The sequence below is a fragment of the Microbacterium meiriae genome, from assembly GCF_032364335.1.
Lineage (GTDB): Bacteria > Actinomycetota > Actinomycetes > Actinomycetales > Microbacteriaceae > Microbacterium > Microbacterium meiriae.
In genome coordinates this window covers 1,309,166-1,333,237 of the sequence record NZ_CP133984.1, presented here as the reverse complement: position 1 = coordinate 1,333,237, position 24,072 = coordinate 1,309,166, and the positions used below count along the sequence as shown (strand labels likewise).

The 24,072-nt window shown below is 68.5% G+C and carries 22 protein-coding genes; 8 read left to right on the top strand and 14 right to left on the bottom strand.

Annotated elements, in window-relative coordinates; all coding sequences use genetic code 11:
* Positions 1-26: 26 nt before the first annotated feature.
* Together RI211_RS06315 and manA are read right to left on the bottom strand one after the other, a co-directional pair.
* On the bottom strand, positions 27-344 hold the full coding sequence (locus RI211_RS06315; RefSeq protein WP_149084934.1) for a WhiB family transcriptional regulator: 318 nt from the start codon (positions 342-344) through the stop codon (positions 27-29).
* A gap of 161 nt (positions 345-505) precedes the next feature.
* On the bottom strand, positions 506-1,633 hold the full coding sequence (gene manA, locus RI211_RS06310) for a mannose-6-phosphate isomerase, class I (RefSeq protein WP_315637116.1): 1,128 nt from the start codon (positions 1,631-1,633) through the stop codon (positions 506-508).
* A 68-nt stretch (positions 1,634-1,701) separates the two neighbouring features.
* Here manA and RI211_RS06305 point away from each other — a divergent pair, with 68 nt between their 5' ends.
* Both RI211_RS06305 and RI211_RS06300 read left to right on the top strand, forming a co-directional pair.
* Positions 1,702-3,117: an O-antigen ligase family protein gene (locus tag RI211_RS06305; protein ID WP_315637117.1), complete on the top strand. Its 1,416-nt coding sequence runs from the start codon at positions 1,702-1,704 to the stop codon at positions 3,115-3,117.
* A complete protein-coding gene (locus RI211_RS06300; RefSeq protein WP_315637118.1) occupies positions 3,114-4,409 on the top strand; it encodes an O-antigen ligase family protein in 1,296 nt (431 codons plus the stop codon). The genes RI211_RS06305 and RI211_RS06300 overlap by 4 nt, the downstream gene beginning before the upstream one ends.
* Positions 4,410-4,422: 13 nt before the next feature.
* Here the strand turns inward: RI211_RS06300 and galE are convergent, their stop codons facing one another.
* A complete protein-coding gene (gene galE, locus RI211_RS06295) occupies positions 4,423-5,412 on the bottom strand; it encodes a UDP-glucose 4-epimerase GalE (protein WP_187663717.1) in 990 nt (329 codons plus the stop codon).
* Positions 5,413-5,558: 146 nt separating this feature from the next.
* Here galE and RI211_RS06290 point away from each other — a divergent pair, with 146 nt between their 5' ends.
* From RI211_RS06290 to RI211_RS06280, 3 genes are read left to right on the top strand one after another with little or no spacing between them, the layout of a single operon-like run.
* Complete coding sequence (locus RI211_RS06290) at positions 5,559-7,469, top strand: glycosyltransferase (protein ID WP_315637119.1); 1,911 nt, start codon at positions 5,559-5,561, stop codon at positions 7,467-7,469.
* The gene (locus RI211_RS06285; RefSeq protein ID WP_315637120.1) at positions 7,466-8,428 is read left to right on the top strand and encodes a glycosyltransferase; all 963 of its coding nucleotides are present in this window, start codon (positions 7,466-7,468) and stop codon (positions 8,426-8,428) included. The genes RI211_RS06290 and RI211_RS06285 overlap by 4 nt, the downstream gene beginning before the upstream one ends.
* A gap of 1 nt (position 8,429) precedes the next feature.
* Positions 8,430-9,023, top strand: coding sequence for a hypothetical protein (locus RI211_RS06280; RefSeq protein WP_315637121.1), 594 nt, complete (start codon positions 8,430-8,432; stop codon positions 9,021-9,023).
* 22 nt (positions 9,024-9,045) lie between these two features.
* Here RI211_RS06280 and RI211_RS06275 read toward each other — a convergent pair whose 3' ends face one another.
* From RI211_RS06275 to wecB, 5 genes are read right to left on the bottom strand one after another with little or no spacing between them, the layout of a single operon-like run.
* A complete protein-coding gene (locus RI211_RS06275; RefSeq protein WP_315637122.1) occupies positions 9,046-9,780 on the bottom strand; it encodes an ABC transporter ATP-binding protein in 735 nt (244 codons plus the stop codon).
* Positions 9,780-10,598, bottom strand: coding sequence for an ABC transporter permease (locus RI211_RS06270; protein ID WP_315637123.1), 819 nt, complete (start codon positions 10,596-10,598; stop codon positions 9,780-9,782). The genes RI211_RS06275 and RI211_RS06270 overlap by 1 nt, the downstream gene beginning before the upstream one ends.
* Before the next feature lie 10 nt (positions 10,599-10,608).
* Positions 10,609-11,745: a UDP-galactopyranose mutase gene (gene glf / locus RI211_RS06265; RefSeq protein WP_315637124.1), complete on the bottom strand. Its 1,137-nt coding sequence runs from the start codon at positions 11,743-11,745 to the stop codon at positions 10,609-10,611.
* A complete protein-coding gene (locus tag RI211_RS06260) occupies positions 11,745-13,040 on the bottom strand; it encodes a nucleotide sugar dehydrogenase (RefSeq protein ID WP_315637125.1) in 1,296 nt (431 codons plus the stop codon). The genes glf and RI211_RS06260 overlap by 1 nt, the downstream gene beginning before the upstream one ends.
* A 54-nt stretch (positions 13,041-13,094) precedes the next feature.
* Positions 13,095-14,168 (bottom strand): non-hydrolyzing UDP-N-acetylglucosamine 2-epimerase, encoded by a 1,074-nt coding sequence (wecB, locus tag RI211_RS06255; protein WP_315637126.1) that lies wholly within the window; start codon positions 14,166-14,168, stop codon positions 13,095-13,097.
* A gap of 56 nt (positions 14,169-14,224) precedes the next feature.
* On the opposite strand from wecB, the gene RI211_RS06250 reads away from it, so the two are divergent.
* From RI211_RS06250 to RI211_RS06240, 3 genes are all read left to right on the top strand, one after another.
* Positions 14,225-15,400, top strand: coding sequence for an acyltransferase family protein (locus RI211_RS06250; protein WP_315637127.1), 1,176 nt, complete (start codon positions 14,225-14,227; stop codon positions 15,398-15,400).
* Positions 15,401-15,549: 149 nt separating this feature from the next.
* Positions 15,550-16,719: a glycosyltransferase family protein gene (locus RI211_RS06245; protein WP_315637128.1), complete on the top strand. Its 1,170-nt coding sequence runs from the start codon at positions 15,550-15,552 to the stop codon at positions 16,717-16,719.
* Positions 16,716-17,156 (top strand): hypothetical protein, encoded by a 441-nt coding sequence (locus RI211_RS06240; RefSeq protein ID WP_315637129.1) that lies wholly within the window; start codon positions 16,716-16,718, stop codon positions 17,154-17,156. Before RI211_RS06245 ends, RI211_RS06240 begins: the two co-directional genes overlap by 4 nt.
* A gap of 24 nt (positions 17,157-17,180) precedes the next feature.
* Here the strand turns inward: RI211_RS06240 and RI211_RS06235 are convergent, their stop codons facing one another.
* Genes RI211_RS06235 through RI211_RS06210 form a run of 6 tightly spaced genes read right to left on the bottom strand, consistent with a single transcriptional unit; the run spans position 17,181 to position 24,051 of the window.
* Positions 17,181-18,344 carry a glycosyltransferase family protein gene (locus RI211_RS06235; RefSeq protein WP_315647703.1) on the bottom strand — a complete coding sequence of 388 codons (1,164 nt, stop codon included), beginning with the start codon at positions 18,342-18,344 and terminating at the stop codon, positions 17,181-17,183.
* Positions 18,334-19,566 (bottom strand): glycosyltransferase family protein, encoded by a 1,233-nt coding sequence (locus RI211_RS06230; protein ID WP_315637131.1) that lies wholly within the window; start codon positions 19,564-19,566, stop codon positions 18,334-18,336. Before RI211_RS06230 ends, RI211_RS06235 begins: the two co-directional genes overlap by 11 nt.
* 11 nt (positions 19,567-19,577) lie before the next feature.
* A complete protein-coding gene (locus RI211_RS06225) occupies positions 19,578-21,356 on the bottom strand; it encodes an ABC transporter ATP-binding protein (protein WP_315637132.1) in 1,779 nt (592 codons plus the stop codon).
* A gap of 3 nt (positions 21,357-21,359) precedes the next feature.
* Positions 21,360-22,346 carry a Gfo/Idh/MocA family oxidoreductase gene (locus RI211_RS06220; RefSeq protein WP_315637133.1) on the bottom strand — a complete coding sequence of 329 codons (987 nt, stop codon included), beginning with the start codon at positions 22,344-22,346 and terminating at the stop codon, positions 21,360-21,362.
* Entirely contained in the window at positions 22,346-23,443 is a 1,098-nt protein-coding gene (locus RI211_RS06215) for a DegT/DnrJ/EryC1/StrS family aminotransferase (RefSeq protein ID WP_315637134.1), read from the bottom strand. The genes RI211_RS06220 and RI211_RS06215 overlap by 1 nt, the downstream gene beginning before the upstream one ends.
* Positions 23,440-24,051: an acyltransferase gene (locus RI211_RS06210; RefSeq protein WP_240742946.1), complete on the bottom strand. Its 612-nt coding sequence runs from the start codon at positions 24,049-24,051 to the stop codon at positions 23,440-23,442. The genes RI211_RS06215 and RI211_RS06210 overlap by 4 nt, the downstream gene beginning before the upstream one ends.
* Positions 24,052-24,072: the final 21 nt, after the last annotated feature.

The window sequence follows — 24,072 nt, the reverse complement described above, 5'->3', positions numbered from 1 at the left end:
GCCCACGAAGCCGCGCCGTGGAGGCGTCAGCTGGCGCGCCGCTTGAGCTTGCGCCGCTCGCGCTCGGAGAGCCCGCCCCAGATGCCGAAGCGCTCATCGTTGGCCAGCGCGTATTCGAGGCACTCGCCACGCACGTCGCACGCCGTGCAGATGCGCTTGGCATCCCGCGTGGAGCCGCCCTTCTCCGGGAAGAAGGCCTCGGGGTCGGTCTGGGAGCAGAGCGCGTCGCTCTGCCAGGCAAGGGCGTTGTCGTCGTCCGGGTCGGACCGGCGGACCCCGGGAACACCGAGGTTGACCGGATCGACGAACCAGTTCTCCGGCACATCGGAACGGTAACCCGTCATCTCGACCTCCAACCCTTCAGAAACCGCCCCCCTGGCGGGCCGTGCTCACCTAATTACACCCGTGTCATTCGCTCGGGTCAAGTCGCGGATCGTAAACCCTCAAGCGTTTCTTGAAGGTTCATGAGCTTCCACCGGCGTGTCGCGCGCCTGCGCTCGACCCCTCAGCGGCCGGGGGTCGCGACGAAGACCTCGCCCGCCCCGGACAGCGTGAGGGAGCGCTCGTCGGCGTCGGCGAACGCCACCGTGCCGATCGGGACGGAGACTTCCGCTCCCGACTCCGCCGTCACCCGGACGGAGCCGGCTGTCGCCAGCACCATGGTCGGGCCGGACACGTCCAGGGTGACCGCCGTGTCGTCGATCCTGACCCGTCGGAGGGCGAAGTCGGGCACGGGCACCGGGTACGTCGTCACGGCCTCGTCGCCCGTGGGCCGCAGGACCGGGACCTCGCCGGGCGTGGTGTCCAGGACGGCGAGCAGCTCGGGCACATCGATGCGCTTGGGCGTCAGACCGCCGCGGAGCACGTTGTCGCTCGCTGCCATGATCTCCACGCCGAGGCCGGAGAGATAGGCGTGCAGCAGCCCCGCGCGCAGGAAGACGCCCTCGCCGCGGCGCAGCACGAGATGGTTCATGAGCAGGGCGACGACGACCCCCGGGTCACCCGGCGAGCTCTCGGCGATCGCGGCCACCGCACGCAGTGCCGGGAACTCCTCCCCTGCGGCGCCGTCAGCGGCGTCGACGACGGCGCCGATGATCTCCTCGACCTCCTGATGCGCTCCTCCTCCGAGCAGCCAGCCGATGGCGTCGCCGAGCGGGTCGCCCTCACCCGAGAGCCGCTCCCGCAGGGACCGCACCCCCGGACCGTCCTCGAGGGCATCGAGGAGGCGCAGCGTGTCCGCGATCGGACGCAGGCCGCTGAGCGACTCGAAGCGGTCGCTCAGGGCGACGATGAGCTCCGGCTTGTGGTTGGCGTCGCGGTAGTTCCGCCGCGGGTCGTCCAGCGGCAGCGCGCTCTCCCTGGCCCAGCCGTCCTGGGCCTGCTCTCTGGTCGGGTGCACCTGGATCGACAACGGCCGCGCGGCCGCGAGGAGCTTGAGCAGGTACGGCAGCGTGCCGCCCGTCACCGTGTCCAGCGTCCCCCCGTCCGCGAGGTCGGCGGGGTCTCCCGGGTGGTCGCCGAACCACACCTCGGCCTCGGGCGCACCCGTCGGGGTGCGCCCTTCGAGCTCGGCGAGGAGGGACGGCGATCCCCAGGCATAGTCGCGGGGCACGTTGGTGAGGCTGCGCAGCATGCCCCCAGCGTAGAGCCCGGTGCGACGGACAGGTCGGATCCGGGCCCGTCGCGGTAGCCTGAGTCGCGATGGCCCAGTACACCAAGCACCCGGTGGCAGCCCCGCCCACCGCGCCCGAGCGCGAGTCCACGGGGCACCTCCTGCTGCGCGGATACGTCATCGCCGTCCTCTTCGTGGCGTTCGCGCACTCGGCGGTGTACAACCTGCTCGGCGAGATCGGCGCCGCGATCGTGCTCGCGCTCTTCAGCGCGGCCACTCTCGCGATCGGCGTCCCGATGCTCGCGAGGAACCGCCCGCAGCCCTTCCGCTGGCGCCGGCTCCCCTGGGCGGCCGTCGGCTACACCGCGCTCGCCCTCCTCTCCGTCGCCTGGTCCCAGTGGCGGGTTCCCACCGTCGCCACGGGCATGCTCCTGGCCGCTGTCACGGTGAACGGCCTGTTCATCGCGCACGTGCTCACCTGGCATGAGATCGTGCGCGCCCTGTCGTCCGCCTTCAAGTGGATCCTCGGGCTCTCCCTCGCACTCGAGCTGTGGGTGTCGCTGGTCCTGCACGGCCCTCTCCTGCCGAACTTCGCGGACATCCCCGCAGGGAAGATCGATCCCCAGTGGTACTGGGTCCGCGACAACCTCTTCGACGGGGGACGCATCCAGGGCATCCTCGGCAACGCGAATCTGCTCGGCATCGTCTCGCTGTTCGCGCTGATCACGTTCGGCGTGCTCTTTGCGGCGAAGGCCCGCTGGCGGACGACACTCGCGCTGTGGATGATCCTCGCGGCATACTTCCTCTTCCGCACGGCTTCCGCGACCGCGCTCGCGTGCGCCGGTGCGGCCGCCGTGGTCCTCATCGTCGCCCTGCTGATGCGCCGCGCAGCGTCGCCGACCGCCCGCACCCGGATCTACGTCGTCGCGATCGGCTCCACCGCCGCCCTGGCCCTCGCCGTGTGGCTGCTGCGCGAGCCCCTCCTCGGTCTCCTCGGCCGCAGCGCGGATCTCACCGGCCGCTCGAACAAGATCTGGGCAGCGGTCCTGGAACGCGTCGGGGAGCACCCGATCATCGGCAACGGCTTCTCCAGCCCGTGGGTCCCCACGGACCCGGCCTTCGACGGCTGGATCGTCGACCACGGGATCACCGTGTTCCACGCCCACAACATGTGGCTGGACGTGCTGCTGCAGCTCGGCGTCCTCGGACTCGTGCTGATGGCCGTGGCGTACGGCAGCCTGCTGTGGCGCTCCTGGTTCTTCGCCGTCGATCGCCCGCGGTGGGACCTCGATGCCCACCGCCCCTACTCCCCGCTGACGCTGCTGCCGAGCCTGTTCACCGTCGTCCTCCTGGTGCAGGGCCTCACCGAGTCCACGCCGATCATGCTGTGGGGCTGGCTGCTCCTAGTGCTGCTGTCGTTCAAGCTCAAGTCGGTGCCGCTGGTGGGCGTCGGCGAGCGCGACCTCGTCTTCGAGCGCGGCACGGCGACGCGGCGGGTGCCGTGACGGTGCATCCGCTCGCCCGTCTCCTCGGCTCGGCCGAGATGGCCAGGGCCTTCACGCTCGCGGCACTGACCGCCGTGTTCGGCTCGTTCGCCATCGGACGGATGACGTCGCCGGTCACCCTCGCCACCGTCATCACCGCCCTGTGCCTCCTGGGAGCCGCGATCCTCTGGGTGCGCAGGGAGGAGCTGTCCCCGCTGCGCATCGCGCCCTCCTCCCTGCTGGCGTTCCTCGCGTGGGCGCTCGTGAGCCTGGTGTGGACGACCGACCGCTCCGACACCGTGCTGGGCTGGCTGTCGCTCTTCGGGTACGCGTTCCTGGCCATCACCATCGGGCACATCCGCGACACGCTCCAGACCGTCCGTGCACTCGGCGACACCCTGCGCGTGCTCCTCGGCGTCTCCCTCGGCGTGGAGATCCTCTCCGGGGTGCTCCTCGACCTCCCGTTCGCGTTCCTGGACGTCCAGGGCAACCTCGCCGCCGGCGGTCCGGTCCAGGGGCTGTTCGGCAGCCGCAACATGCTCGGCTTCATCGCGGTGCTCGCCCTGATCACGTTCGTCATCGAGTGGCGCACCCAGTCCGTCGACCCCCCGCTCGCCGTGGTCTCCGTCGCCCTGGCCGGCGGCCTGGCCTTCCTGTCGTCCTCACCGACGGTGCTCGTGCTGGCGGTCGCCGTGGGGATCGTGACCGTCGCGCTCACCATCGTCCGCCACACCGCTCCGGCGCGTCGGAACCTGGTGCAATGGGCGCTGGGGGTCCTGGTCGCTCTCGCCCTCACCGTCGCGTTCGCCCTGCGTCACCAGATCATCGCGCTGCTCGACGCCGGCTCCGACTTCTCCATGCGGGCCGAGCTGTGGAACATGATCCTCGACTTCGTCGCCGTGAAGCCCATCACCGGGTGGGGGTGGTTCGGCGACTGGGCTCGAGGCGAATACCCCTTCACGTTCATCAACTTCCAGCTCGACGACCGGCACCAGAGCGCGCTGAACGCCTTCTTCGACGTGCTGCTGCAACTCGGCGCGGCGGGGCTGGTGCTGTTCCTGCTGCTCGGCGGGATCGCGTTGATCCGCTCCTGGCTGGTCGCGAGCGTCCGCCGCTCGGTCGTCTACGCCTGGACCCCGATCACGCTCGTGACCCTCGCGGTGGACTCGATGTTCGAGAGCTTCACCCTCGTCGGCGCCGGGTGGTTCATGCTCGCGCTGTGCGCCCTGCGCGCCGGTCAGTCCCGGTCGTGGCGCGAGAACATCGACGCGGCGCACACGGGAACCATTCCCACCCTGCGCCCACAGGAGTGAGCTCGGCGGGCGGTCAGCGGACGGTGGGGAGCTTCTCCGCCCAGGCGAGCGCGTCGCGCACGCCGTCGTCGACAGAGCGCTCCGCACGCCACCCCAGCACCTCGCGCGCCCGATCCACGATCGCGAAGGCCCCGGCCTGGTCGCCGGGCCGGCGATCGGTCTCGACCACAGGCAGCGGTGCCCCGGTCACGCGCTCGAACGCCTGCACGAGTTCCCGGACCGTGACACCGTCTCCGGTGCCGAGGTTGATCACCTGGTACGGCTGCTCCGGCGTCGCGACGTCGTCGAAACGGGTCACCGCCGCGACGTGTGCGAGCGCGAGATCCCAGACGTGGATGTAGTCCCGCAGGCCCGACCCATCGCGGGTGGCCCAATCCGTGCCGGTGATCGTGAACGGCTCACCGGCCGCGCGTGCCTGCATGATCTTGCCGAGCGCGTGCGACGGCGTGGGGTTCTGCAGTCCGGTCCGCAGCTTCGGGTCGGCACCGATCGGGTTGAAGTAGCGGAGCGCGATGGCCCGGAAGTCTCCGGCGGCGGCGGCATCGGACAGGATCTGCTCGACCATGGCCTTCGTGGTCGCGTAGGGGCTCGAGGGGGCGAGACGCCCGCTCTCGTCGACCCCGTCGCCGGTCTCCCCCGCGTAGATCGAGGCGGAGGAGCTGAACACGATGCGCGGGATGCCCGCATCGCGGAGGCGCCGGAGCAGCGTGATCGTCTTGCCGACGTTGCTGTCGTAATAGCCGAGCGGATCGGCCACGGACTCCGGCACGACGATGCGCGCGGCGCAGTGCACGACGGCATCGATGTCCGGGTGCTCGCTCAGCAGCCGGTCGAGGACGGCGGCGTCGGCGATGTCGCCGACGTAGAGGTGGCGCCCCTCCCCGAAGGCCGCCAGCCCGGTGGACAGATCGTCGAGCACCACGACCTCGATCCCGGCCTCGATGCACGCCGTCGCCACGGTCGATCCGATGTAGCCGGCCCCGCCGGTGATCAGTACCTTCATCGCGGTCAGTCTAGCCAGCCGCGCCGAGCGCAGGGGGTCGGCTCTCCGCAGATCCGAAGGCGACCACCGGTAGGCTACTCACTGCTCGTCGAGTCGCGCGCTGCCCTCCGGCAGCGGCCGCGGCACCAACAACGGAGAACCTCCCTGTGGCCCACGTCCTTCAGAACGTCGTCTTCCCGCTCGATCGCGACCCCGATCTGCTCCCGCTGTACGCCGATCCGGAGACATGGTCGGTGATCGAGGAGGAACCGGTCCGGGTCTCCAGCCGCGCACACCTGGGGAACATCCTGGGCCGGCACCGTGCCCGGATCGTGGCCGGTCGGCGCGTCTCCCTCGGCACCTACTTCAACGCCTTCCCGGCGTCGTACTGGCAGCACTGGACGAGCGTCCGCGAGGTGCAGCTCACGGTCCGCACCACGGGACCGGCGACGATCCTCGTCTACCGCTCGAACGGCGGCGGGGTCCGCCAGCGCGTGGCCACTCGCGAGGTCACCGGCGAGGCGACGACCTCGTTCGACCTCGACCTCACCCAGTACAGCGACGGCGGCTGGATCTGGTTCGACATCGTCGCCGACGAGAAGCCGGCCGTGCTCGAGGGCGCGAAGTGGACCACCGAGCAGGAGCCAGCCCGCACCGGGAAGGCCTCGCTCGGCATCACGACCTACAACAAGCCCGACTACTGCGTCGAGACCCTGAGGGCACTCGCCTCCTCCCCCGATGCGCTGGAGTTCGTCGACCGCATCTTCCTCGTCGACCAGGGCACGCAGCTGGTCGCGGACCAGGACGGCTACGCCGAGGTCGCCGAGCGCCTGGGCGAGACCCTGCAGGTCATCCGCCAGGGCAACCTCGGCGGATCGGGCGGCTTCGCCCGAGCGATGCACGAGTCCCTGCAGCGCCCCGAGAGCGACTTCGTGCAGCTGCTGGACGACGACGTGCGCATCGAGCCGGAGTCCCTGCGGCGCTCCATCGTCTTCGGTCAGTTCGCGACGACACCCGTGCTCGTCGGCGGACACATGTTCGATCTCCTCGACCGCCCGAAGCTGCACGGCTGGGCGGAGGTCGTCGACGAGGCGCCCTTCATGTGGCGCAACCTCTACCAGGAGAAGATGCCGCACGACTTCGGCGTCGCCAACCTGCGCCAGTCGCCGCTGCTGCACATGCGGATGGACGCCGACTACAACGGCTGGTGGATGTGCCTCATCCCGCTCGACGCGGTGCGCAAGGTCGGGCTGTCCCTTCCCGCCTTCATCAAGTGGGACGACGCCGAGTTCTGCCTGCGTGCCGGCGAGGCGGGCTTCCCGACCGTGTCGATGCCCGGCGTCGCGCTCTGGCACGTCTCCTGGGTGAACAAGGACGACTCGATCGACTGGCAGGCCTACTTCCACGCCCGCAACCGGATCGTCGCCGGGCTCCTGCACTCCGGAGCACCCCGAGGCGGCCGCCTCATCGTGCACAGCCGGCGCGTCGATCTGAAGCACCTCATGATGATGCAGTACTACCCGGTGGCGCTGCGCAATCGCGCCCTCCGCGACGTGCTCTCCGGACCCGACCACATGCGCCGCAACCTGGCCACGGCGATGCCGGCCGCACGCGGCCTGGCCGCGGAATACCCGGAGACGGTGGTCCATCGCGATCCTGCGCGCGTGCTGCACTCGCGCCGCGGACGACAGGTCTACAAGCGGCTGCCGAAGAACGAGTTCGACAGTCCGACCGGCCTGCGACTGCGGATCTTCACGCTGAAGACGCTGCTCTCGCACTGGGTGCACCGCCCTGACCCGGCGAACATCGCTCAGCCGGAGGTGGAGTTCGGCAAGGGCGACGCGCACTGGTGGCGCCTCCCGCTGTATGACAGCGCTCTCGTGAGCGCCGCCGACGGCTCCGGGAAGAACATATACACACGCGACCGCGCCAAGTACCGCCGCATGCTGCGCGAATCCGTGCGCCTGCACGCTCAGCTGCGACGTCGATGGCCCGAACTGCAGCGTCAGTACCGTGATGCCCTGCCGGACCTGGTCTCCGCCGAATCCTGGCAGCAGGTCTTCGAGGAGAAGGCATGACCACCGACGCCCCTGCCTTCGATCCCGCCTCCGCCGCGATCGTCATCGTCACGTACAACCGCTCGCACCTGCTGACCGGCCTGCTCACCAGCATCACCGCGATGGACCCGAAGCCGGGTCACGTGATCGTGATCGACAACGCCTCCTCGGACGATACGACCGACGTCGTCGAGTCCTTCCGAGAAGACATCGGCACCGAGCTCGTGTATCGCCGTCTCGACGTCAACACGGGGGGCTCCGGGGGTTTCAGCGAGGGCATGCGCACGGCGTACGACCTCGGCGCCCAGTGGATCTGGATGATGGACGACGACGTCGAAGTGCTCCCGGACGGTCTCGCCCGGATGGGCGCCTGGGCACCGCGCTTCAAGAGCATCCAGGGACGGCGCTACGACTACGACGGCAGCGAGTTCTACTGGCAGTACCGCATCGCGGAGCGCATGGGCATCCCGATCCCCTTCGCCCCTGCAGGCTTCGATTCCTCCGGCTACAAGGAGATGAACAGCGGCTGCTTCGAGGGGATGTTCATCCACCGCTCGATCGTGAAGCAGATCGGCCTCCCCGACCCCCGCTTCTTCATCTACTGGGACGACCAGATGTACGGGTGGCTGGCCTCGCGCCTGACCACCGCGGTCATCGTCGACGAGTTCGTGCTGCGTCGCACCCGCGAGATCCGGCAGTGGGACATGGGCATCCGGCACATGAACGCCTCGAGCAACGCCTACCGTTACTACATCATGCGCAACCGGGCCTTCATCAAGCAGTACTACCGGGTGCACGGCGTCTACAACCCCGTGCTGTTCGGTCTCGGGACGACGGCGACGTTCTTCAAGGAGCTGATCCGGCTCGTCTTCGTGGAGCGCACCGTCCGCGGCACGAGCAACCTGTTCCGCGGGCTCAGGGACGGCGGCCGCATCGGTCGCGATCGCACCTGGGAGCCGATGAGCCCTCTGGAGGCCTGACATGGACGAGCCGCAGCCCGAGGTACGGTGGGCCCCGCTTCCCCCCGCGCCGAAGCGCACCGGTCGGGTGTGGCTGATCGTGGGACTGAGCGTCGCGGCGCTCGCGATCGTCGGACTGCTGCTGTTCTTCCTGCTGCCTCGCGACGGTGCCCCTGAGCCCGTCGAGAGCGCGAGCGCGTCTCCGACGGCCACCCCGTCGGAGACCCCCACTCCCGCACCCACTCCCACCGGGTCCGCGACCCCGGAGCCGACTCCGATCACGACCGCGCCCCCGGTCGGCGACCCGACGGTCGAGGTCTTCCGCGACAAGGTGTCCGGGTGGCTGAACTCCGCCGACCGGGGACTCGACATCATCGCCGGAGCGAGCGGCCAGGACGCGCTACCCGTCGTCGATTCGCTCCAGCAGGACGCGCAACGCCTGGGCGACGCCCTGCCGCCGTCGTCCATCCAGGACTCCTGGCGCTCCGGCGTGGAGACCTACGCGCAGCGCCTCGTGGCGCTGCGCGCGGCGATCGAGAGCGGATCCGGAGTGTCAGGAGCCATCGACAGCGCACGCTCCGCCGCGGCGGACCTGCGCGACCTCGTCGGCCTCTGAGGTTCCGCGTCGGCGCGTCGTCTCAGACGGAGTAGTCCGCGTTGTAGCGGTCCAGGACGTCTTTGATCGGGGCGTCCAGGGCGAGCGTGCCACGGTCCAGGTACAGTCCCCTCGTGCAGAACCGGCGCAGGTCGCGCTCGTTGTGACTGACGAAGAACAGCGTGCGGCCGTCCGAGAGCAGCTCGTCGATGCGCTTGTAGCACTTCTCCCTGAAGGCTTTGTCGCCCACGGCGAGCACCTCGTCGACGAGCAGGATGGGTTCGTCGAGCTGGGAGACGACGGAGAACGCCAGACGCACCTTCATGCCGTTCGAGAGATGCTTGTAGGGCGTCTCCTCGAATCCGGCGAGTTCGGCGAAGGCGATGATGTCGTCGTACCGGCGAGCGACCTCGTCCTTCGACATGCCGTGCAGTCCGGCGGTCAGGCGGACGTTCTCCCGGACCGTGAGGTCACCGACGAACCCACCGGTGATCTCGATGAGGGGGGCGACGCCGCCGTTGACGCTCACCGTGCCCTCGTCGGGCAGGAGGACGCCGGCCACGAGGCGGAGCAGCGTCGACTTCCCCTGCCCGTTCCGACCGACGACGCCGATGGACTCGCCCGGCTGCACGGTGAAGGAGACGTCGCGCAGCGCCCAGAACTCCCCGGGACGCGAGCGCCGGGACGCCCCCGCGAAGAGGTCCTTGAAGTTCCGCTGCCCGCGCCTGTTGCGGCGGAAGCGGACGCCGAGGCCCTGCACGTCGATCGCGGCGTCCATCACAGCTCCTTCAGGACGGGGCGCTCGAGACGCCGGAACGCCCAGACGCCGAGAGCGAGGATGAGCAGACACATCACGGCGCTGACGGTGAGCGTGAACGGGTTCCACTGATCGGGGAAGAACGGCATGCGGTACAGCATGAAGATCCCCGCGAGCGGATTGAAGGCGCCGAGGGTCTGGAAGATGCCGGGCAGGTCCGTGACGTTGTAGATGATCGGTGTCGCGTAGAACATCGCGCGCAGGATGAGGGCGGTGGTGCGCTCGAGGTCGGTGTAGAGCACGCACAGCGGAGCGACGAGCAGGCCGAGCCCGACGAGCAGCACGGTCTGCATGAGGATGGCCACCGGCACCCACAGCACGCCCCAGCCGATCTGCACGACCTGGTCGGCGTGGCTCTCGAACAAGAGGTTGACGACGATGAACAGCACCAGCACCGGCAGCGAGAACAGGAACTCCATGCCCTTGCTGAGCACGATGCGGTTCACCCAGATGGAACGAGGGATCGACGTCGAGCGGACGAGGCGGGCGTCCTTCTTGAACGCCCGGGTGAAGTCCGACACCGAGCTGTTGAACCACACCCACGGCAGCAGCGCACTGATGAGGAAGATGATGTACGGCTGCTCGCCGACGTCGCGGCTGAACACCTGCGTGAACACGAACCAGTAGATCGCACTCATCACCAGCGGGTCGAGAACCGACCACACGTAACCGAGGAAGCTGGTCGCATACCGGACCTTGAGGTCGCGCGCGGACAACAGCCAGAGCGAATGCAGATAGCGCCGGGGCGTCCCGGGCGCCCCGACAGCAGCGTGACTCACGATTCCGAGTCTAGGAGAGAGTGTTGTTCCAGAGCGACAGCGCCGACCCGATGGCCATATGCATGTCGAGGTACTGGTACGTGCCGAGGCGACCGCCGAAGTGGACGTCCTTCTCCCCCTTCGCGAGCTCGCGGTACGCCAGCAGGCCCTCGCGGTCGGCCGGGGTGTTCACCGGGTAGTACGGCTCGTCCGCGCGCTCGGCGAACCGGGAGAACTCCCGCATGATCACGGTCTTCTCGGACTCGTAGACGTCCTTGCGCTCCGGGTGGAAGTGCTTGAACTCGTGGATGCGCGTGTACGGCACGTCCATATCCGGGTAGTTCATGACGCTGGTGCCCTGGAAGTCGCGGACGTCCAGCACCTCCTGCTCGAAGTCGAGCGTGCGCCAGCTCAGCGCCCCCTCGGCGTAGTCGAAGTAGCGGTCGACGGGACCGGTGTAGACCACCGAGACCTGACCGACGGTCGCCTTCTTGTTCAGCGGCTGGGACTCGTCGAAGTAGTCGACGTCCAGCTTCACCTCGATGCGGGGGTGGTCGGCCATGCGCTCGAGCCACGCCGTGTACCCGTCCGTGGGCAGGCCCTCCCAGGTGTCGTTGAAGTACCGGTTGTCGTAGGTGTAACGCACCGGGAGCCGGCTGATGATGTCGCCGGAGAGCTTCTGCGGGTCCGTCTGCCACTGCTTCGCGGTGTAGTCGCGGAAGAACGCCTCGAACAGCGGGCGGCCGACGAGGGCGATGCCCTTCTCCTCGAAGTTCGTCGCGGACTTCGCATCGAACTCGCCCGCCTGCTCCTTGACGAGAGCGCGAGCCTGGTCCGGCGTGTACGCGGCCTGGAAGAACTGGTTGATCGTCCCCAGGTTCACCGGCATCGGGAAGACGACGCCCTTGTGGGTCGTGTAGACGCGGTGCACGTAGTTCGTGAACGACGTGAAGCGGTTCACGTACTCCCACACCGTCGCGTTCGACGTGTGGAACAGGTGCGCACCGTAGCGATGCACCTCGATCCCGGTCTCGGGCTCCGCCTCGCTGTAGGCGTTGCCGCCGATGTGCGAGCGGCGGTCGATGACGGTCACCGTGCGGCCCGCTTCCGCGGCGCGCTCGGCGATGGTGAGGCCGAAGAAACCCGACCCGACGACGAGAAGATCCATCAGGCTGCCGTCCCCACCACGAGCCGCGGCGTTCCGGACCACAGCGCGGCGTCCGTGGCCGCGCGACCGTCCACGAGCAGCTTCACTCCCGGCAGCTGGGCCGGGCTGAGCTCACGATAGTCGGCGTGGTCCGTCTGCAGGATGGCGAGGTCGACGGGTCCACCGAGGTCGTACGGCTCGAACCCGAGTCGCCGCAGTTCCTCGTCGGTGTACAGCGGGTCGTGCACGACGACCTCGGCTCCGCGGGCGCGCAGCGCCTCGACGGTCGGGAACACGCCGGAGAACGCCGTCTCCTTGACGCCGCCGCGATAGGCGGCCCCGAGCACGACCGCCCGCAGACCGCTCAGGTCGCCGAGGATGCCTTCCGCCTGCGCCACCAGGCGCTCCGGCATGGACGCGTTGAGCTGGCGCGCGACGCGTACGATGTCGGCGTCGGGGTCGGTGGACAGGTACAGGCGGGGGTAGACCGGGATGCAGTGTCCACCGACGGCGATGCCGGGGCGGTGGATGTGGCTGTACGGCTGCGAGTTGCAGGCCTCGATCACCTTGTAGACGTCGATGCCGTGCGCAGCGGCGAACAGGCCGAACTGGTTGGCCAGACCGATGTTCACGTCGCGGTACGTCGTCTCGGCGAGCTTCGCCATCTCGGAGGCCTCCGTCGTCCCGAGGTCCCACACGCCGTTGGGGCGAGGGAGATCGGGACGCTCGTCGAACTGCAGGACCGCCTCGTAGAACTCGCGAGCCCGGCGGTTCCCCTCCTCCGAGAGCGCGCCGATGAGCTTCGGGTACTTGCGCAGATCGGCGAAGACGCGCCCGGTGAGCACGCGCTCCGGCGAGTACGCGAGGAAGAAGTCCGTGCCCTCCGTCAGGCCCGAACCCTCTTCGAGCATGGGCTTCCAGCGGTTCCGGGTCGTCCCCACGGGCAGCGTCGTCTCGTACGACACCAGCGTGCCGGGCGTGAGGTGCTCGGCGAGCGAGCGCGTCGCCGAGTCCATGTACTGGAAGTCCGGCTCCCACGTCTCGTCGTTCACGAACACGGGTGCGACGAGCACGACGGCGTCGGCTCCCGGGATCGCCTCGGCGTAATCGGTCGTGGCGCGCAGACGGCCGGAGGGGACGAGCTCCTGCAGCTTCTCCGCCAGGTGGGCCTCACCGGGGAACGGCTCCTGCCCGGCGTTGATGATGTCGACCGCCTTCTGGTTGACATCGACGCCGATCACATCGTGACCGGAGGAGGCGAACTGGACGGCGAGGGGAAGCCCGATCTTTCCGAGGGCCACGACGGCGATACGCATGGGGTCCAGTCTATGGGGCGCAGCATGGGCGGACTCCCAGCGACGAGTCCCTCGTCAGATGTCGGCGCCGTGAGAACGCAGAGCCTCGATGACGCGCGTGGCCGCGTGGCCGTCGCCGTATGGCGCCGCCGTGGTCTCCTGCGGGCGAGGACGAGTCACGCCGGCTGCGATCTCCTCCGCCGTGTTCGCGAGCACGTTCCAGCCCAGCTCGACCGTCTCCACCCATTCCGTCTCGGTGCGAACCGTCGTGCAGGGCACCCCGAGAAGGAAAGCCTCCTTCTGGAGCCCCCCGGAATCAGTCACGACCCCGCCGCTCCACAACGCGGCGGCGATGAGATCCGGGTATGCGAGCGGCGGGTGTGCGATCAGGGACCCCTGCGTGAGGGCGACACCGTGCGCGGCCGCCTTGGCGACGACACGCGGATGTGCAAGGAGAATGACGGGTTTGTCGAGCCCGGCGAGCCCCGCGGCGACTTCCGCCAGACGTGCCGGGTCATCGGTGTTCTCCGCACGATGGATCGTCGCGACGTAGTATCCGCCTCGCGTCAGGCCGAGTTCGTCGCGCAAGGCCGAGCCTTGTCCCGCCACCTGGTCCCGCACTTCGAACAGGACGTCGGTCATGACATCGCCGACCAGCACGGTACGCGCGGCGAGGCCTTCGTCGTGCAGATGGCCGACGGCGACCTGCGTCGGGGCCAGCAGCAGGTCAGCGGCGTGGTCCGTCATCACACGGTTGTGCTCCTCGGGCATCCGGCGGTTGAAGCTCCGCAGACCGGCTTCGAGATGCGCGACCGGGATGTGCATCTTCACGGCGCTCAGGGCGGCCGCGACAGTGGAGTTCGTGTCCCCGTAGACCAGGACCCAATCCGGCCGGTGCTCGTCGAAGACGGCGTCGAGTGCGGCGAGCATCGCCCCCGTCTGCACGCCATGGGAACCGCTCCCCACTCCCAGGTGCACATCCGGTGCGCCTATCCCCAGGTCGTCGAAGAACACATCGGAGAGCATCGGATCGTAGTGCTGACCGGTGTGCACGATCACGTGCTCCACTCCGGCGGCGAGCGCCGCCTTGTGGATGGGAGCGAGCTTCACGAACTGCGGGCGGGCGCCGACGACGCTGACGATCTTCACGATCGCCGACTCTACCTGCCACTCTGACGGCTCCGCGCATCTACAATGGGGAGCCTATGGTCAGCGCTACCGTCACCCAGGCGCGGACGCCCCGACTGGACTCACTGACCAGCCTGCGGTGGTGGGCCGCGCTCGCCGTCTTCTTCTTCCATGTCCGCAACGTCGTCCCCCTCCCGGGGGTGATCGGCGACGTCGCGAGGTACGGCAACTTCGGCGTGGCGTTCTTCTTCATCCTTTCGGGATTCGTGCTCACCTGGTCTTGGCGTCCGACGGTCGGCATCGGGACCTTCTACTGGCGACGCTTCGCCCGCATCTATCCGCTGCACATCGTCACGCTTATCGTGGCGATCCCGGTGTTCTACAGCTTCTCTCCGGACCCGCAACAGACCTGGGTGAAGCCCTTCGACATTGCTGTCCTGGTCCTGTGCGTGCTGCTCCTTCAAGGCTGGTCCCGTGACTCGGCGGTGCTCTTCGCGGGGAACCCCGCTGCGTGGACGCTCACGGCCGAGATGTTCTTCTACGCGATGCACCCCTTCATCACGCGCGTCCTCAGACTCCTCTCGAGCCGCGCTGCGCTGTGGGCGGCGGTGGGCGTCCTCGCCCTCAGTGTGGGAGCCCGTGCGCTGATCATCCTCGATCCCGCCGGGTGGCTCGCCGGCTTGCCCTGGCCCATCCTGCGGCTCAACGAGTTCGTCATCGGGATGTGCCTTGCCTGGTCAATCCGTCTGGGGTGGCGGCCACGGATACCGGTTTTCCTGCCCATCACGCTTCTCGCCGCCTTCCTCATCGGGCTCCAGATCCTCCAGAGGGTGCCGCAGCTGACCCCTGTTCACGATGTGCTCGCCTCGTTCGTCAGCGAGATCATGACAGCTCTCTTCGCTCTGCTGATCTGCGCCTTCGCCGCCGCGGATCTCGCAGGGAGGACGCGGATCGCGCGTTCGCGCCCCCTGGTGCTCCTCGGCGAGTGGTCTTATGCGTTCTATCTGATCCACGCCACCCTGATCTACATCGTGCTGGGCTCTCTGGGTCCTCAGCACGGAGTCGCCGGCGTGATCTGGATCCTCGTCCTTCTCGGATCCTCGATCATCGCGGCATGGGCTCTGCACTCCTTCATCGAGCGCCCGGTCGAGAAGCGTCTTCGCGCGTGGCAGAACAAGAAGGTCGAGCAGCGCGCCATGCGCCGGAACGACCGACGGCCGACTGAGGAACCCGTGATCGAGGAGCGCCAGTGACCACGAAGACGCCGCACCTGCTGTACGTCGCATGGGGATACCCTCCCTCGCGTGGGAGCGGTGTCTATCGAGCATGGGCGACTGCGAACGCCTTCGCTCGAGCAGGGTGGAAGGTCACGGTACTGACCGTTCCGCGCGAAGTGTTCGAGATGTCCACAGGGGTCGATCTGACGCTCGAGGCCCAGGTCGACCCGGCCATCGAGATCATCCGTGTTCCGTTCACCTCCGGTGCCTTCGCGAACGACCTCGGCGGATGGTCGTGGCTGCGCGCGCATGCTCCCGAGATCTGGAACACCATTCAGTCCTGGCGCGGTCAGCGTTCCTTCCCGGAACGCAACTACGGCGGGTGGCGTCCGGTCCTGGAGGAGGCTGCTCGGCGGATCCATCACGAATCACCCGTCGACCTCACCATCGGCACAGCGAACCCGAACGTCGATTTCATCCCTGGTCACGTACTGAGCACGGAATTCGGCGTCCCCGCCGTCATGGACCACCGGGACGCGTGGGCTGTCGACATCTACTCCGGGCGGCGAGTGATCGAGCCTCGCAGCCGCGCCGGCCGATGGGAGCGCACGCTGATCGAGGACGCCGCGGAAGTCTGGTTCGTCAACAGTCCGATCCGCGACTGGTATGCCGAGCAGTATCCCGAGTTCTCCGAGCGGTTCCTGGTCGTGGAGAACGGCTATGACAACCCGCTGGCTTTCCCTCCTCGCGACGGCCGGGATGACGGGCTGGTCTTCGGCTACATCGGCACGATCTCCGGCGCGATCCCTCTGCAGGAACTCATCGACGGCTGGGCCCTCGCTCGGGAACGGAGCACGCTCGTGCGCGACGCGCGGATGGACCTTTACGGATACCTGGACCACTTCGGTGTCCCCGGCGCCAACATGGTGCAGGCGATGGAGCGTTTCGAGGAGAACCACATCAGGTACCTCGGGCCGGTGGGGCGAGCCGACATCGCCGCGACGTACGCGACGTTCGACGCCCTCGTCCTGACGTTCGGCGCGGGGCGCTTCATCACCGGGGGCAAGGTGTACGAGTACGCCTCGACCGGGCTGCCGATCGTCTCCGTGCACGACCCGGAGAACGAGACGTCCCGCACGCTCGCCGACTACCCCGGGTGGTACGGTTCCGCCGCGATGACGGCCGATGCGATCGCCGACGCGTTCGTCGCGACGGCCGAACACGCGGCGAGGCAGAGCGACGACGACCGGACGGCGGCACGCACGTATTCTCAGCGGTACTCCCGTGCCGCGCAGCTGACGCCTCGCATCGAGGCCTGGACGGAGCGTATCGCCGCCGGGAAGGTCGGACGATGAACATCCTGCTCCTCTCCCCCGGCGGCTCGTTCGCCTCGGCCCTGGAGTCGCTGCCGCTGGACCGGGATCGTGACCGTGTGACGCTCGTCACCGCTGTCGCGAGCGACGCCCAGGACGCTGCCACGCTCATCCGGCTCGGAGCGGCGGCGCTTCCTTCCCGCAGTCGGCTCGCCAGAACGCTGGAGGCATCGGTGGTGGGGCGCAACATCAAGCGACTGAGCCCCCTCGACGGGAGCCGACGTTTCGCGGCCGCCGCTCGTCGGAGCGCGGAGCTGCGACGAGCGGTCGCACAGGCGGACCTTATCGTCGCGCTGGAAAGGGACAGCGTGCTCGCGGCCTGGAAGGCCCTGCACGGGTGGGCGCCCGCCGGAACGCGAGGCGTCTTCGGCCTCGCCCCCGCCCGCGCTCTGCTCACCTCGCGACGCCGGGCAGTCTGACCACGCACGGAGGCGATAGTCGGGTCAGCCCCGCGGCGCTGCCAACCGGGAGAGGATCGCCCGCTCGACCGCGACATCTCGCTCTGAGGAGAGCGTGCGCGACGCCGCGTCCGCGGACCGCTTGAATGCCTCGATGTCGTCCGAAGTCACCTTTCGGATCGATGCGGCGACATCGCTTCCCGAATACCCGCCGGTGACCAGTCCCAGATGCTCGTTCTCGATGAGGCGATCCGTCTCGACCGACGGGCCGAACACCACACCCAGTCGGGCTTGCACGAAGTCGAAGAACTTGTTGGGAAGCATGTAGCGGTGGTTCGGCGTGAGGGGCGGGAGGATGAAGACACCCAAGTCGAAGGGGTTGAGGGTCTCCGGCAGCTTGTCAGGTGGCACGGGGGCATGCAGGGTCGTGCGAGGGCTGGCGGCGATGCGCGTCTGAAGATCCCTCCAGTAGGAATCCCCCTGCCGAGAAGGGATCAGGTACAGGTCCAGGGAATAGCCGTCCCCCAGTTCGTCTACAGCATCGATGATCGCCTCGATGTTCCTCCCCGGCACGGCGCCGCCGCTGTGGACGAGGCGCACGAGACCCTTGCGAACCGGTGAGGGCTGCAGATCGGGCCGATGGGCGATGGCATTGCGGACGATCTCCGGAGTGACTTCGAACGCGTCCGCATACATCCCGGCGATCGAGTCGTTGATCGTGGTGGCCGCGTCGACCCGCGGGAGATACTCCGCGCACACCCACCGCATGAATGGCGAGATCAGAAGCCGCCAGGAGAGGACATGGGTGCGTTCCTCCGGCGCCCACTCGTGGAGGTCGCACCAGATGCGCGGTGCACCCTGGACGCGGAACGCCAGGGGAAGCGCGCGCGCTTCGTTGGCGACGACGATGTCGAACTCGCGGTCATCCAGGAGTCGAAGCGCCTCCTTCAGCGCCGGTGCTTCGACCTCCACCGAACGGTAGCGTCGCAGCGCGAGCTTCAGGACCCCGGACGGCGTCTGCGGGAGCGAAGGCAGCTGTCGGGGAATCTCGATGTGCGCGACGGCGCCCGCTGGTCGATCTCCGTAGCAGAGGGTCGTGACGTCACCGAACTCGGCCAGAACGTCGAGTTGCCGGAGGACGCGGGAATCGGCCACCACCTCGGAGAAAGATATGCACAGGATGCGAGGGCGGGGGGTCTCAGACGCCACGGTTCTCCTTTCGGTCCGCGGGATCGGTGATCCCGAGGAACGTCGCCAGCACAGCCGCGGATCTCCGGCCATCATGTACCTGCTCCACAAAGCGTCGCCCGTCCGCAGCGAGGCGACGCGCCGAGTGCGGGTCGGCGAGGATCCCGCGAATCGTGTCACCGACACGGTCGAACCGGGACTCGACGATGGGCAGGTCGACGCCGGTGTGGAGGCGGACCGCCGCACGGACATCCTCATGCACATGACCGATCACCACGCGCCCGGCGGCCATGGCCTCACAGGCCGCCACCCCGTAGTCTCCGAGACGGAATTGATCCAGGACGATGTCGGCGGAGCCGTAGACCTCCGGCATGTCCGCCGACGCTACGCCCTCGAGCTTCGTGTAGCGGATAAGTCCTTCGGCGGCCAGCTCCTCCAGTTGGCCGTCGACGGATTCGTCGCCCTTCATCGCGGAGTTGCTCGGTACGTAGGCGACGACCGGGACGTCGTGGCGCAGCGGTTCCGAGTCGGTCCTCCACCGCGAGGGCTCGACGACAACGGGTAGCCACTGCGACCTGGGGACGTCGAGCAGCCCCGGCGTCGAGACGAACGACGGATACGCAGAGTCGAGGATCATCTGCCGTCGACGCTCCGCATTGGCCTGGAGTGTGGCCGTCGCCGTACGGGGATATCGTCCTCGCGCCCCGAAGGGGGAATCGGTCTCCCAGGCGGCGTGCGCGCTCGGTACCCGGATGTCACTGCCATGCCACAGCATGCCGACCTGTACGCCCCGGGCGGCGATGTCATCCATGACGTCCAGCGGAGTCCGCCAGGGCCGGGGGCCGAAGAGGTGCCGTCCGGACTCCACGAGGACGTGCGTGAACCCGTCGACGATGGCACGCCTCTGGCGCGATTGCCATCCGTGCGCGAAGAGGTATCCCGAGTCGGGCACGGTTACGTCTGACGGGAAGCCGAATCTGTCCGTGCGCTCGTTCGACGTCATGTAGTTCACTGCGCCCACGCCCGGGAGATGGGACTCCACAGCGTCCGCCCACTGGTGCGCCTGGCCGGCCGAGTTCGTGGGTGCGATCAGCAGACGCACCTCCGCCTCGGGAGCATACGCGACCTGCATCCTTCCCTGATCCCAACCGAGAGTCCCGGGCATGATCCGGGCGAGCAGGGAATCGGGGATGAGTCCGGTGACGGCACGGACCGCTTCGACAGCGTTGTTGCGCAGGCTCATGGCGTCCTCTCTCAGGCGAGCCCCGCCAGCTTCGCCTGAGCGGCGAAGGCGGGGTTGGCGGCGACGACCTCGGCGAAAGTGCCCTGTGCCGCGACCGTCCCGTCCTGCATGAAGAGGATCTGATCCGATTCCATGATCGTGCTCAGACGGTGTGCCACCGCGATCACGGTGACATCGCCCCTGAGGTCGCGGATCGCTGCGGAGACGTCTGCCTCGGTCTTGGTGTCCAGCGCGCTGGTCGCTTCATCGAGGACGAGGACCAACGGATCGCAGTAGAGTGCACGCGCGATGCCCAGCCGCTGACGCTGTCCGCCCGAGAGCGTGAGACCCCGCTCCCCCACGCGCGCCTGGAGGCCGTCGGCACGCTGCTCGATCACGCTCCAGAGCTGTGCGCGACGAGCGGCATCCTCGACACGCACGAGGTCGACGTCATCACCCCAGGTGAGCGCGATGTTCTGCGCGATCGTGCCATCGAACAGGGTGACTTCCTGGGGGACATAACCCACGTGGGACCGCCATGCCTCTAGCACGTCCTCGAGAGGCTTGTCGTCGATGGTGATCGATCCCTCGGTGGGAGTCAGCAGCCCCAGGAGCAGGTCCACGAGGGTCGATTTGCCCGCGCCTGACGCACCCGCGATCCCGACGGTCGTCCCGATCGGGATGCGGACGCCGACATCGCGGACCGCTGCCACGTCGCTGCCCGGGAACGTGAACCCGACTCCGGAGAGCTGGAGGAGCCGTGGTGCTCCCGGCAAGGGTTCCTTGCCCAGCTGTTCGCGGTCTGCCAGGAACTTCTTCGACGCCTCCACGTCGGCGATGACGGCGTCCACGTAGGGGGTCGACGTGATCGTTCGGGTGATGACGGATTGGAAGCCCGTGAGGGAAGGCACGAGACGGAAGCCGGCGATTCCGAAGAGAGCCACAGCGGAGATCGCCTGATCGATTCCACCGACGAGGAAGGCCGCTCCACCGACGATCACGAACCCGCCGATGATGGCGGCGTCGAAGATGAACCGAGGGACAGCGGAGAGGAACCCCGCATTCGCGCGCGCCTGCGCCGTGCGTTGGCGATTCACGCGAATCACCTCGCTTACTTCGTCCGCCTTGCCCCGGAGCGTGATCTCCTTCAGTGACGCCACCATCCCGGATATCAAGGTGGCGACGCGAAGCGACGAGTTCCGTGCGACACGGGCAGCCTGGCGGGTCTTCCCGCTCAGGACCAGGTACTGCAGGACGGCGATCCCGCCGAGATACACGATGGTGACGAGGGCGGTCACAGGCTGGGCGACGACGATCACGGTGACCACGCCCACTGAAGTCACCAGGAGGCCGGGGAGCGTGGTGGCGGGCAGCAGGAATCCGGCGATCACGCTGGCGATGCCGGTGTCCGACATCTGCACGATCTGTGCGCTGTTGCGTGAGATGCGATCCGTCCACGACGAACGAATGTATGCCCCGAACAACTCCTGGCCTACCGCGAGCTCGTAGGAGGCGAATCGCCGCGTCGCAATCCATTGCAGCCACACATTCGCCGCCGACTTGGCCACCACGATCACTGCGAGGACGAGGATGAGCCAGAGGACCTGGTCGGCCTGAACCGTTCCGAGGACGGGGAGCACGATGTCCGTTCTCGTCACGCTGGCCGCGAGAGTGAGCGCGAGCAGCATGAGCGCGACGACATCGACCAGCGCGAGGACCGAGGTCACCACGGCGAAGATGCCGAGGAACTTTCTCGCCGAGGGCGGCAGGAACGGGAGGAGACGACGAAGCGTCCGGAAGAGTTGGATCATGGCTCAGATGACGACGGCATCACCGCTGCGCGCGGAGCTCAGAGCGGCCTCCACGACGGTCAGCGTCCGCAGTCCCTGCTCCATGGTGACGACGTCGGTCTGCTGCCCGAGCACGGCATCGCGGAAGGCCTCATGCTCGACGCGCAGCGGCTCGCGCTTGGCGAACGCGTAGCGCGTGACGTCTCCTTCCGAGACCCCGCGGAAGGAGGACACGGACTCCCATTCGAGGGGGATCGTGCCGTTGGCGTAGAAGGTGAGGTCACCGGTGGAGGTGTCCGCGACGAACGCGCCCTTCTCCCCTGTGACGACGGTGACGCGCTCCTTCATCGGGCTCAGCCAGTTGACGATGTTGTTCACGATCACGCCGTTGGCCGTGCGGCCCGTGATGGTGATCATGTCCTCGTGCTCGCGACCGCTCTTGAAGGCGGTCTGCGCGAACACGCGCTCATAGTCGCTCTGCACGACCCAGGCCGTGAGGTCGACGTCGTGGGAGGCCAGGTCCTTCGCCACCCCGACGTCCGCGATCCGCGACGGGAAGGGACCCTGCCGACGCGTGACCACCTGATACACGGCGCCGAGCTCGCCCCCCTCGATCCGGCGGCGCAGCTCCTGCACGGCCGGGTTGAAGCGCTCGATGTGCCCGACCGCTCCGACCAGGCCCGCCGCGGCGAAGGCGTCGACCATGCGCTGACCGGCGTCGACCGTGTGCGCGATCGGCTTCTCGACGAGGGTGTGGACGCCCGCGGCCGCGAGCTTGAGCGCCGCGTCCTCGTGGAACCTCGTGGGCACCGCGACGACGGCGATGTCGACGCCGGCGTCGATGAGCGCGTCGATGTCGGGGAGGATCTCCAGGTCCCCCGCCACCCCGTGCGGGTCGCCGCCGGGATCGGCGATCGCGACGAGCTCCACACCGTCCAGCTCGCGCAGCACGCGGGCATGGTGGCGGCCCATCATCCCGACGCCGAGGAGACCGGCGCGCAGGTCTGCCATCAGGCACCCGCCTTCGCGACGGCGTTCACGGCGGCGACGATGCGCTCGAGGTCGCCCTGGCTGAGCGACGGGTGCACGGGCAGCGAGGCGACCTCGCGCGCGGCGCGCTCCGTCTCCGGCAAGTCGAGACCGGGCGCGAAGTGCGTCAGAGACGGGAGGCGGTGGTTCGGGATCGGGTAGTACACGCCGGCGCCGACGTTGTACTCGTTCTTCAGGGCGGCGACGAAGCCGTCCCGATCCTCGGGGACGCGGATCGTGTACTGGTGGTACACGTGCACGGCGCCGTCGGCGACCGGCGGGACGACGACGCCCTGCAGGTTCGCGTCGAGGAAGGCGGCGTTCTGCTGACGGGTCTTCGTCCAGCCGTCCACCTTGGTCAGCTGCACACGACCGATCGCGGCGTGGATGTCGGTCATGCGGGCGTTGAAGCCCACGATCTCGTTCTCGTACTGCCGCTCCATGCCCTGATTGCGCAGCAGCTTGACCTGACGGGCGATCTCGTCGGTCGCCGTGGTCACCATGCCGCCCTCGCCGCTGGTCATGTTCTTCGTCGGATAGAGACTGAACATGGCGAACTCGCCGAACGAGCCGACGGGACGGCCGTCCAGCGACGCGCCGTGCGCCTGGGCCGCGTCCTCATACAGGGCGACGCCGCGCTCGGCGGCCAGGGCCTCGAGCTCGCGCATCCGGGCCGGGTGCCCGTAGAGGTGCACGGGAAGGATGCCCTTGGTCTTCGGCGTGATCGCGGCGGCGACGGCCTCGGGGTCCAGGGAGAACGTATCCGGCTCGATGTCGACGAAGACCGGGGTGCCCCCGGTGAGCGCCACCGAGTTGCCGGTCGCGGCGAAGGTGAAGGACGGCACGATGACCTCGTCGCCGGGGCCTACTCCGGCGGCGAGCAGACCGAGGTGCAGACCCGCGGTACCGGAGTTGACCGCCACGGACGGGCGACCGGGCACGAAGTGCGCGGAGAACTCCTGCTCGAAGGCGGCGACCTCGGGTCCCTGCGCGACCATGCCGCTGCGCAGGACGCGGTCGACGGCTTCGCGCTCTTCGTCGCCGATGAGGGGCTTGGCGGGGGGAATGAACTCGCTCACACGGTCTCCTTGGTCAGTGTTCCGTCGGTCTCGATGAAGCGTGCCCCGGTCGCGGGGCACACCCAGGTGTTCTCGTCGTCGCCACGGGTGAGCGGGACGCCCGCCTCGCCGACCCAGCCGATGCGCCGGGCGGGGACGCCGGCGACGAGGGCGTGCGCCGGGACGTCCTTGACGACCACGGCGCCGGCCGCGACCGTCGCCCAGGCGCCGATCGTCACCGGGGCGACACAGGTCGCGCGGGCGCCGATCGACGCGCCGCGCTCGATCGTGACCCCGACCGGCTCCCAGTCGTGGGCGCTCTTGAGGCTCCCGTCGGCGTTGATCGCGCGGGGGTAGGTGTCGTTGGTGAGCACGACGGCGGGCCCGATGAAGACGCCGTCGCCGAGTTTGGCGGGCTCGTAGACCAGGGCGTAGTTCTGCACCTTGCAGTTGTCGCCCATCTCCACACCGGTACCGATGTACGCGCCGCGTCCGACGATGCAGTTCTCGCCGAGGCGGGCCTGCTCGCGGACCTGGGCGAGGTGCCAGATGGAGGATCCGTCGCCGATGACGGCGTCGGCGGACACATCGGCGGAATCGACGATCCGCACGCGGGAGGTTTCAGTCACGGGGCTCCTTGCACGCTGCGC

Coding starts and splice junctions, on each gene's coding strand:
- glf (WP_315637124.1), bottom strand. CDS start 11,745: ATGGATCTTCTCGTCGTCGGGTCGGGTTTCTTCGGCCTCACCATCGCC.
- RI211_RS06225 (WP_315637132.1), bottom strand. CDS start 21,356: ATGATCCAACTCTTCCGGACGCTTCGTCGTCTCCTCCCGTTCCTGCCG.
- RI211_RS06260 (WP_315637125.1), bottom strand. CDS start 13,040: ATGCGTATCGCCGTCGTGGCCCTCGGAAAGATCGGGCTTCCCCTCGCC.
- RI211_RS06220 (WP_315637133.1), bottom strand. CDS start 22,346: ATGGCAGACCTGCGCGCCGGTCTCCTCGGCGTCGGGATGATGGGCCGC.
- RI211_RS06305 (WP_315637117.1), top strand. CDS start 1,702: ATGGCCCAGTACACCAAGCACCCGGTGGCAGCCCCGCCCACCGCGCCC.
- RI211_RS06240 (WP_315637129.1), top strand. CDS start 16,716: ATGAACATCCTGCTCCTCTCCCCCGGCGGCTCGTTCGCCTCGGCCCTG.
- RI211_RS06280 (WP_315637121.1), top strand. CDS start 8,430: ATGGACGAGCCGCAGCCCGAGGTACGGTGGGCCCCGCTTCCCCCCGCG.
- RI211_RS06250 (WP_315637127.1), top strand. CDS start 14,225: ATGGTCAGCGCTACCGTCACCCAGGCGCGGACGCCCCGACTGGACTCA.
- galE (WP_187663717.1), bottom strand. CDS start 5,412: ATGAAGGTACTGATCACCGGCGGGGCCGGCTACATCGGATCGACCGTG.
- RI211_RS06275 (WP_315637122.1), bottom strand. CDS start 9,780: ATGGACGCCGCGATCGACGTGCAGGGCCTCGGCGTCCGCTTCCGCCGC.
- RI211_RS06315 (WP_149084934.1), bottom strand. CDS start 344: ATGACGGGTTACCGTTCCGATGTGCCGGAGAACTGGTTCGTCGATCCG.
- RI211_RS06230 (WP_315637131.1), bottom strand. CDS start 19,566: ATGAGCCTGCGCAACAACGCTGTCGAAGCGGTCCGTGCCGTCACCGGA.
- RI211_RS06285 (WP_315637120.1), top strand. CDS start 7,466: ATGACCACCGACGCCCCTGCCTTCGATCCCGCCTCCGCCGCGATCGTC.
- RI211_RS06245 (WP_315637128.1), top strand. CDS start 15,550: ATGTCCACAGGGGTCGATCTGACGCTCGAGGCCCAGGTCGACCCGGCC.
- manA (WP_315637116.1), bottom strand. CDS start 1,633: ATGCTGCGCAGCCTCACCAACGTGCCCCGCGACTATGCCTGGGGATCG.